This window comes from Planococcus citreus (assembly GCF_003664125.1).
GTDB lineage: Bacteria > Bacillota > Bacilli > Bacillales_A > Planococcaceae > Planococcus > Planococcus citreus.
In genome coordinates, this window is the sequence record NZ_RCCP01000002.1 from 402,206 (window position 1) to 411,183 (window position 8,978).

Sequence of the window (8,978 nt, forward strand, 5' to 3'; positions counted from 1 at the left end):
CCAGTCACTATTCAAGATTTCCGGATAACAGTCTTGCATAAGGTGAATCCGACGGCATGATGATGACCGTATCTTCACCGACCGTTTTCGAATACGATTCGAGTGAACGGTATAACTCATAAAATTCAGGGTCTTTCGAGAACGATTCGTTGTAGATCTGGGCGGCTTCCGCTTCCCCGTCAGCTTGGATCAAGGCCGCTTCTTTTTTAGCGGTCGCAATGACTTCCTGTGCTTCGCGGTCGGCTTGCGCTTCGATTTCACGCTTGCGTGCATCGCCTTGCGACAAATAATCCTGTGCAGTTGAATCCCGCTCCGAGATCATCCGCGTAAAGACGGCTTGTTCGTTTTCTGCCGGCAAGTCGGTGCGTTTCATGCGGACATCGACAACTTCGATGCCGTACTGGTCGGTGTTGAGCAATTCATTGACTCGCTCTGTCACCGTATCATTCAAGCTGCCGCGCGATGAATTTTCATCGTTGATGATTTCATCATAATTTAACTGGCCTAGCTCGGTACGCACGACAGAATAAATGAACTCTTCCATGCGCGATTCAGCATTGATGATCGTACCGGCATTCGAAATCATGCTCAGTGGGTCAGTCACTCGCCATACTGCGTAATTATCGATCAAGATGCGTTTTTTGTCTTTTGTATTGATTTCCGCTTCCGACACATCATAAGTCATCTGGTATTTCGGAATCGTCGTGATGCTTTGGATGAACGGGATTTTCATCTTGATGCCCGGGTCTTCCTGGACTTTAACAACTTCCCCGAACTGCCGGACAACGCGATATTCGTTTTCTTTTACGATATAGGTGTTGGTCAAGACGATCAACAGCGCGAAAAAGACGATGGTCGAGATGAGAATCGGTTTCCAGTATTTCCGGTAATTGATCGGCTCTCTCGGTTCTCTCGGTTTTTTGGCCCGATTTTTATTGCCGAAGATGTCCGTTGTATTGGAGTTGCCGAATGGCTGTTTTGGATCCATCAGTTGCCGCCCCCTTCATCAGTTTCTTCTTCCGCTGCCGGCGGTACCACAGTCTGCATTTCACCGAGCGGCAAATATTTCATTGTTCCTTCATCGTCATTCATGATATACAATTTGGCATCCGGTAGCACCGACTCCAAGGTTTCCATGATCAAACGCTGCCTCGTCACTTCGGGATTGCCTTCGTATTCAGCATACAGTTTATCGAATACCGCTACATCCCCTGTCGCTTGCTCAACTCGTTCGACTTTCTGAGCTTCCGCCCGTGAATTAATGGCGGATTTCTCGCCTAGAGCTTCGTTGCGTTTCTGGTTTTCGTATTTATTCGCCTCGTTGATTTTCGTGTTCATCGTCTCACGGGCATCCGTCACGTTCGTGAACGCTGCGCGAACTTCTTCGTTCGGCAGCTCCACATCCTGAAGCTTGACCGCCAAGACGGAAATGCCGATATCGTATTCTTCGATTAGTGATGATAGCAAGTCGCGTGTCTCCGCTTCGATTTCCGCTTTCCCGGAAGTCAAGGCGTCATCGATCAAGGAGCTTCCGATGATCGAACGGATGGATGCTGAAGTGGCATCGTGCAGCATCTCTCGCGGGTCTTCCGCATTGAAGAGAAATTTTTTCGGGTCGGTAATTTTCCACTGGACGACAAGATCGGTCAAAACGATGTTCTCGTCTCCTGTGATCATTTTGGTTTCTTTGTCGTAGGAAGTAACTTCGCCATCCTCGTTTTGGTCATAGCCAAATTGAAGGCTATACGTTTCTTTAGACATCACTTCCGCTTTTTGGACCGGCCAAGGCATCTTGAAATGAAGCCCTGACTCCGTAACTGGCTCACCTGCTTCGCCAAATGTAATAATGACTGCCTGTTCCGATTCATCAACCGTATACCAGGAAGTAAAGACAGCGACCAATAAAAGTATGCCCGCAATCGATAAGCCGATAATCGTCAGCACTCGTTTTGTAGTCATGGTGTTTCCCCCTTTTATCTTTATAACTATGTATACGGAATGATTGTGAAATAGTTTCAAGAAAATAGAAAAAGAGCCCGGGGAGGGGCTCTTTTTCAAGTCATGCGGTTGAAGGGGGTTCTATTAAAGAATAGCACCCAATTGTGAAGCTGGTGTTAAGCCTGTGTAAACTTACCATTGATTGTTTTTGTATTTTTTATAATAATTCACTTGGCGCGCAAAAAGATACAGTTTGCGTTTCATATGGGTATCTTTTTTATAGAACAGCGGATTGCCCCATTTCTTTTCCTTGATCAGGCGCTTGATGTCTTTTTGGACTGCCTGGTTTTGGACGAAGTTGCGCAATACCACTTTCGGGACCACCGTGAACAGGAAATCTTCATTCAAATACGTAATCGGCTTTTCAGTTTTGTAGATTAAATCATCGACCAAATACTCTGCCATATTGTGGCCTAGCGCCGTCACGTAATAGCTGGAACGCCCTTGTCGGATATTCACTTCGAAGACTTTGAACTTCTTGTCGCGCGAATCGTATTTCAAATCGAAATTGGCGAAACCTGTATAGCCGACCGCTTCGAGGAAATGCTGGAGCTTTTGCATCATTTCCTTGTCGAAGCGCGTGATGAGGGCTGTGTAATTGCCGATGGCTGTCACGGTGTGCTCCTGCAAGACCACTTGCGCGAACGTCACCAATTGCGTCTGGCCTTTCGAATTGGCGTAAATGACGGAATCCCACATATATGTATCATCGCCTGGAATGAAATCCTGAATGATCAATTCATCACGGTAGCCGCTTGCCTTGATTTTCTGGACGACTTCGAACAACTCTTTCGGGCTGTCCACTTTATAGACTTTTTCCTGGCCTTCGAATTTATTCCGGCTGTATTCGATGCCATTGCTCGGCTTAACGACGACCGGATACATCATATCGCTATCGTCGAACGGCACATCCTGGCTGCAGTCGTAAAAATAAGTCGTCGGTGTATCGATACCGTGCTCTTTGCACAGTTCGTAGAAGTTCGCTTTCATCTGCAACTGGTTCATTAATGCTTCATTCGGATAGTTGAAAACATAATGCTCGCGCAGCACTTTGGCATTTTCGATGATCAAGCGCACGTATAAATCGTTCGTGCCGACCAGCAGCAAAGTTTTTCCGGGAGCCCTGTACTTGTCGGCCATGCCGATTAAAATATCCGCGAAATGTTCCGGTTCAGATAATTTTTTATCAAATTCGATGGTTTCAGTGATAGAGCTCATCTCCGTAAAGGACAACGGCTCCTTGCCGATCAAAATCGGCTTGATGCCGTAAGCTTCATGAAATGAAATTGCCATATTATAAGCATTCATATCGGTGCCGACAATGATCGGCAAAAATGGGTGTTTGGTTTCCATATGTTCCTCCTAAATTTCTTCTGCAAGCGGCAAATAGACGGTAAAAGTCGTTCCTACCCCGACTTCGCTTTCCACTTCGACATTGCCATGATGCGCTTCAATGATGTGTTTAACAATTGAAAGCCCAAGTCCTGTGCCACCTGAATTTCGGCTTCGGGCCCGGTCAACCCGGTAAAAACGTTCGAACAAGCGGCCGATTTCGGATGCTTCGATGCCGATGCCTTGATCCTCCACTTTCACGATGGCCTGGTCCCCTTCAGCATAAAGCTTCAGCGACACTCTGGTGTTTTCTTGTGAATAAGTGGCAGCATTGATCAATAAATTGACGATCACTTGGATAAGCCGGTTCCCGTCGCCATTTACGATGACCGGTTCCAGATTCAGCTCAAGGCCAATATTCTTTTCAGCCAGTTTCGGGTGCACCGTCTCAACAGCCCGTTCAATGACGGCTTTCATGTCTGTCGGCTCCAACTCGATGTGGAAAGCGGAACGCTCCATATTCGACAAATTGAGTAAATCATTGATAAGCATTTCCAAGCGGTTGCTTTCCGTCTGGATAATTTCCAAAAATGACAATAACGTATCGGTATCCTGATAAGCCCCATCCAATAAGGTCTCGGAAAAACCTTTGATCGAGGTGACGGGCGTGCGCAGTTCATGGGAAACATTCGCCACGAAATCTTTGCGCACTTGCTCCAATTTTTTCAACTCGGTAATATCGTGGAAAACGATCACCACACCGAGCCAGCGTTCGTGTTCACCAATGACCGGTGCCCCGTAGACGTCCAGGTTCTTCATTTTGAGTCCTTCAGCAAACTCGATTTGGTCGCGCGCACGGGTCTCAGTCATGAACACGGTTTCGATAAACGATTTCAACTCAGGCGCAATATTGATTTCACGATACAAACTGCCAAGAACCGCTTCACTGCTCAAACCGGTTTCTTCGAGAAAAGCCCGGTTGACCAAGGAAATTGTCCCTTGCCGGTCAATCATGACCAGTGCACTGCCCATATTCTCGATCAGGGTTTTTAGCCTCTCTTGCTCCATCAAGCGGACTGTGGCGACTTCCTGCAAATTGCGTGCAAGCACATTGATCGTCTTGTTCAGCTCCAAGCTGCCCTGGGCGTCGGATTCATAAGCGCGTGCACGGTAATTCCCTTTCACGAGCTCCACTGCGGTCGCCGTGGCATTTTCCACCGGCTCCACTTGCAGTCGGATAATGCGGTTTCCGATGACTGCAGACGCCCCGAGCCCGATGAGGAAAATTAGCCCAAGCGCCAGCCACACGGCGGATTGATTTGCCGCTTCCTCATACAAAGGAAGAAATTGGAGCACAATCAAATAGAGCCCGACGAGCAGCGTACCGATCCATAGCAATAAGGAGATCAGCAAGCGGCGCCGGAAAGTCATGAACTTTTCGGCTCCTCGAATTTATAGCCCAAGCCCCGGATGGTCTTGATAAAAGTCGGCTTGCGCGTATTGGCTTCGATCTTCTCACGCAAATGACTGACATGTACATCGACAATCCGTGTATCGCCGGCAAAATCGTATTTCCACACGGCGCTCAATAATTGATCGCGTGTCAGCACCCTATTCTTGTTTTCCGCCAGGTAGACAAGCAATTCGAACTCTTTCGGGGTGAATTCCAATTGCTTGTCATCCAAAAATACTTCAAACCGATCCGGAAAGATTTGCAATTTGCCGAACACATACGGGACAGATCCGTCCTGTTGGATGACAGGGCTTGTCTCTGCGCGGCGCAATACCGCTTTGATGCGGGCAACCACTTCACGTGGGCTGAACGGTTTCGTCATATAATCATCCGCCCCCAACTCCAGGCCCAGCACTTTATCGAATTCATCGCCTTTTGCTGTCAGCATGATGATCGGGGTGTTCACTTTCTGCTGGCGCAATGATTTGCACACTTCTACGCCATCCATTGAGGGCAACATCAAGTCGAGCACGATCAAATCCGGCTTTTCGCTCAAGGCAAGATCGTACCCTTGTTTTCCGTCATTCGCAATGATCGTTTCATACCCTGCTTGCACCAAATTATACGACAATAGCGTTGCAATCGAATGTTCGTCTTCAATGATTAAAAGTTTCTTCGGCATTTTGCATCCTCCACACTCAATTTGGAACCCCCATCCCAAACCGCTTTAGAAATTCTCCATTGCCTGGGTCGTCAGTTTGTTCGACGTTTTCGGCGGCTGTGCCACGACTTTTCCCTCAATGCAAATGGCGCCTTCTTCATCTGTACCCTCTACACGGATGGTCGCCAAATTCCCTCTTACATCCACATCCGTCACTTCCAAAAGGAAGTCAATAGTCGCGTAATGGTAGACCGGCTTTTTGAAAATTAGATGCTGTTCGCAAATATATGAGCCTGGTCCTGGCATATACTTGGATACGGCTGATGTGACGATTCCCGTCAACATGATATTCGGAACGACGGGCTTTTCAAAACTGGTCGTTGAAGCAAAGTCATGTTGGATATACAAAGGATTCCCATCGTTCGTCAAGCCTAGATATAAGAGCAAGTCCTTATCTTCAACCTTTTCCGTCAACTTCAACTTCTCGCCGACTGTAATGTCTTCAATCTTTCTGCCTAATTTGCGTTTTTTCCCGAGCAACACAGGCGTTCCCTCCCCTTGAGTCGTTCATATCCTTATAGTATCAATTTCTAGAGTACAAGTGCAAGCTCGCTCGCTTTGTCGCAGCGGGAATGAGCACTTGAAAGCGCCTTTATTCTATATAAAGAAAGAGCCGGGCAGGATATCCTGCCCGGCCCGTATATTAAGCCAATACATCCATGACTGCCTTCACGGAGGCAGCTGACTTATCTAGTGCTTGTTTTTCTTCTTCATTCAATTCGATTTCAATGATTTTCTCGATTCCCGAAGCACCGAGAACTGCCGGCACGCCTAGGTAGATGCCGTCCATGCCGTATTCACCCTGCAAATAGGCAATGGATGGCAACACGCGTTTTTGGTCCAGAAGGATCGCTTCAGCCATTTCCACCAAAGAAGCAGCAGGTGCATAATAAGCGGAGCCATTGCCGAGAAGGTTGACGATTTCCGCGCCGCCTTTACGTGTCCGCTCGACGATTTGATCGAGGCGGTCTTTTGGAATGAGGGTTTCGAGCGGTACGCCGCCAGCTGAAGAGTAACGGACGAGCGGCACCATATCATCTCCGTGCCCGCCCAGTACAAACCCTGTAATGTCTTTAACCGACAGATTGAGCTCTTCAGCCACAAAGCTGCGGAACCGTGCGGAATCAAGCACGCCGGACTGGCCGATGACTCGCTCTTTCGGAAAACCGGATTCTTTAAAGACAGTGTACGTCATCGCATCCACTGGATTGGTCAGTACAAGGATTGTGGCATTTGGTGAGTGATTGACGATTTCTTTTGTGACGGATTTCATGACCTTCTGGTTGGTCTGCACCAAATCGTCCCGGCTCATACCAGGTTTTCTAGCTACCCCGGCAGTGATGATGACAAGATCGGAATCTTTCGTCTCCGCGTAATCCGAGGTACCCGTAATATGGGCATCAAAATTCAAAACCGGCGCTGCTTCTGCCATGTCCAGCGCTTTGCCTTTGGCCGGATCTTCCATTGCCGGAATATCGACGATGACGACATCCCCCAACTCTTTCTGCGCCAGAAGGAACGCTGTCGTGGCACCAGTGAAACCAGATCCGATCACTGAAATCTTTTTACGTTTGAATGTCATGTAAAACTCCCCTTTCCGTCGAATGATACAACAAAGAGGAGGCAGAAGCCTCCTCTTTCATTTTACATGTTTTTAATTAGTTCATCAGCGAATGCAGATGTTTTCACTTCTGTGGCGCCGTCCATTAGACGGGCGAAGTCATAAGTGACGACTTTAGACGCAATGGTTTTTTCCATAGAGTCAGAAATCAATTTCGCAGCTTCAGTCCATCCAAGGTGCTCAAGCATCAAGACGCCTGAAAGGATAACAGAAGACGGGTTTACTTTATCAAGGCCAGCGTATTTCGGAGCAGTACCGTGAGTTGCTTCGAAGATAGCGTGTCCTGTGTCGTAGTTAATGTTCGCGCCTGGCGCGATTCCGATGCCGCCGACTTGTGCAGCAAGTGCATCAGAGATGTAGTCGCCGTTCAAGTTCATTGTTGCAACAACGTCGAACTCGCTTGGGCGTGTAAGGATCTGCTGTAGGAAGATATCAGCGATGGAATCTTTAACAAGGATTTTGCCTGAAGCCAAAGCATCTTCTTGCGCTTTGTTCGCAGCATCTGTTCCTTTTTCGTCTTTGATTGCATCGTATTCGTTCCACGTGAAGACTTTGTCGCCGAACTCTTGCTCAGCCACTTCATAGCCCCAGTTTTTGAAAGCTCCTTCAGTGAACTTCATGATGTTCCCTTTGTGTACAAGCGTTACGGAATCGCGGCCTTCAGTCAACGCGTAGTTGATTGCAGCACGTACCAAACGTTTTGTTCCTTCTTCAGAAATCGGTTTGATGCCGATACCTGATGATTCAGGGAAGCGGATGTTTTTGACGCCCATTTCGTCAGTAAGGAATGAGATCAATTTTTTCACTTCGTCGCTGCCGTTAGCGTATTCGATACCAGCGTAGATATCTTCAGTGTTTTCACGGAAGATGACCATGTCAGTATCTTCAGGGCGTTTAACCGGTGAAGGTACGCCTTCGAAATAACGCACAGGGCGCAAGCAAGTGTAAAGGTCAAGCTCTTGGCGAAGTGCCACGTTCAATGAACGGATACCGCCGCCGATTGGCGTAGTAAGTGGCCCTTTGATCGCGATCAAGTATTCGCGGATAACGTCAAGCGTTTCTTGTGGAAGCCATTCGCCTGTTTCGTCGAAAGCTTTTTGGCCAGCCAAAACTTCTTTCCAGACGATTGATTTTTCACCGTTATAAGCTTTGTTTACCGATTCTTCCAATACGCGTGAAGCTGCGTTCCAGATATCCGGTCCAGTTCCGTCACCGATAATGAATGGGATGACTGCATTGTTAGGGACGTTCAAGACGCCATTTTCTACTGAGATTTTTTCACCGTTCGTCATGTGTAAGTTCCTCCTGATTTCAAAGTCATAGGGCTGCACATTGTGTCAGCCCCATCAAATTTTATTGTATTGCCTGATTTAACGTTCTTCAACCGGCACGTAAGTCTGCATGCCAGGCCCGATGTATTCTGCACGCGGGCGGATCAGGCGGTTGTTCGAGTATTGCTCCAAGATGTGCGCGAGCCAGCCCGACGCACGGGAGACCGCGAAGATCGGCGTGAACAAATCATGCTCGATGTTCAACGAGTGGTAGACCGAAGCCGAATAGAAATCGACGTTTGGCGGAAGCGGTTTTGCGTTCGTCACCAATTCTTCGATCTTGACGGACATGTCGTACCATTTCGATTCGCCGCGAAGCTCGGTGAGCTTTTTCGACATTTCACGCAAGTGCTTCGCGCGTGGGTCGCCTTGTTGATAGACGCGGTGGCCGAAGCCCATGATTTTCTCTTTGTTCGCCAGTTTTTCCTTGATGACCGGCTCGACGTTGTCGACCGACCCGATTTCTGTGAGCATCTTCATGACTTGCTCGTTGGCGCCGCCATGAAGTGGGCCTTTCAAGGC

General features: G+C 48.1%; 9 protein-coding genes. All 9 read right to left on the minus strand.

Going from position 1 to position 8,978, the window contains the following annotated elements; all coding sequences use genetic code 11:
• Positions 1–7: 7 nt before the first annotated feature.
• Positions 8–988 carry a protease modulator HflC gene (gene hflC / locus DFR62_RS10220; protein ID WP_121300250.1) on the minus strand — a complete coding sequence of 327 codons (981 nt, stop codon included), beginning with the start codon at positions 986–988 and terminating at the stop codon, positions 8–10.
• On the minus strand, positions 988–1,959 hold the full coding sequence (gene hflK, locus DFR62_RS10225) for an FtsH protease activity modulator HflK (protein ID WP_121300252.1): 972 nt from the start codon (positions 1,957–1,959) through the stop codon (positions 988–990). Before hflK ends, hflC begins: the two co-directional genes overlap by 1 nt.
• Before the next feature lie 171 nt (positions 1,960–2,130).
• Positions 2,131–3,351, minus strand: coding sequence for a carboxylate--amine ligase (locus tag DFR62_RS10230; protein ID WP_121300254.1), 1,221 nt, complete (start codon positions 3,349–3,351; stop codon positions 2,131–2,133).
• Between the two features lie 9 nt (positions 3,352–3,360).
• Positions 3,361–4,761: a two-component system histidine kinase PnpS gene (pnpS, locus tag DFR62_RS10235; protein ID WP_121300256.1), complete on the minus strand. Its 1,401-nt coding sequence runs from the start codon at positions 4,759–4,761 to the stop codon at positions 3,361–3,363.
• Positions 4,758–5,465: a response regulator transcription factor gene (locus tag DFR62_RS10240; RefSeq protein ID WP_121300258.1), complete on the minus strand. Its 708-nt coding sequence runs from the start codon at positions 5,463–5,465 to the stop codon at positions 4,758–4,760. The genes pnpS and DFR62_RS10240 overlap by 4 nt, the downstream gene beginning before the upstream one ends.
• Before the next feature lie 45 nt (positions 5,466–5,510).
• Positions 5,511–5,987, minus strand: a complete 477-nt coding sequence (locus DFR62_RS10245) for a MaoC/PaaZ C-terminal domain-containing protein (RefSeq protein WP_121300260.1) — start codon at positions 5,985–5,987, stop codon at positions 5,511–5,513.
• Positions 5,988–6,147: 160 nt separating this feature from the next.
• The gene (mdh, locus tag DFR62_RS10250; protein WP_121300262.1) at positions 6,148–7,086 is read right to left on the minus strand and encodes a malate dehydrogenase; all 939 of its coding nucleotides are present in this window, start codon (positions 7,084–7,086) and stop codon (positions 6,148–6,150) included.
• 62 nt (positions 7,087–7,148) lie between these two features.
• A complete protein-coding gene (icd, locus tag DFR62_RS10255) occupies positions 7,149–8,417 on the minus strand; it encodes an NADP-dependent isocitrate dehydrogenase (RefSeq protein WP_121300264.1) in 1,269 nt (422 codons plus the stop codon).
• Between the two features lie 78 nt (positions 8,418–8,495).
• Positions 8,496–8,978, minus strand: a 483-nt coding sequence (locus DFR62_RS10260) for a citrate/2-methylcitrate synthase (protein WP_279633935.1), incomplete at its 5' end; no start/stop codon positions are given.

What these genes read in the sequence shown, in the direction of transcription:
- icd (WP_121300264.1), bottom strand. Translation starts at nt 8,417, where the DNA reads ATGACGAACGGTGAAAAAATCTCAGTAGAAAATGGCGTCTTGAACGTC.
- pnpS (WP_121300256.1), bottom strand. Translation starts at nt 4,761, where the DNA reads ATGACTTTCCGGCGCCGCTTGCTGATCTCCTTATTGCTATGGATCGGT.
- DFR62_RS10230 (WP_121300254.1), bottom strand. Translation starts at nt 3,351, where the DNA reads ATGGAAACCAAACACCCATTTTTGCCGATCATTGTCGGCACCGATATG.
- DFR62_RS10240 (WP_121300258.1), bottom strand. Translation starts at nt 5,465, where the DNA reads ATGCCGAAGAAACTTTTAATCATTGAAGACGAACATTCGATTGCAACG.
- hflK (WP_121300252.1), bottom strand. Translation starts at nt 1,959, where the DNA reads ATGACTACAAAACGAGTGCTGACGATTATCGGCTTATCGATTGCGGGC.
- mdh (WP_121300262.1), bottom strand. Translation starts at nt 7,086, where the DNA reads ATGACATTCAAACGTAAAAAGATTTCAGTGATCGGATCTGGTTTCACT.
- hflC (WP_121300250.1), bottom strand. Translation starts at nt 988, where the DNA reads ATGGATCCAAAACAGCCATTCGGCAACTCCAATACAACGGACATCTTC.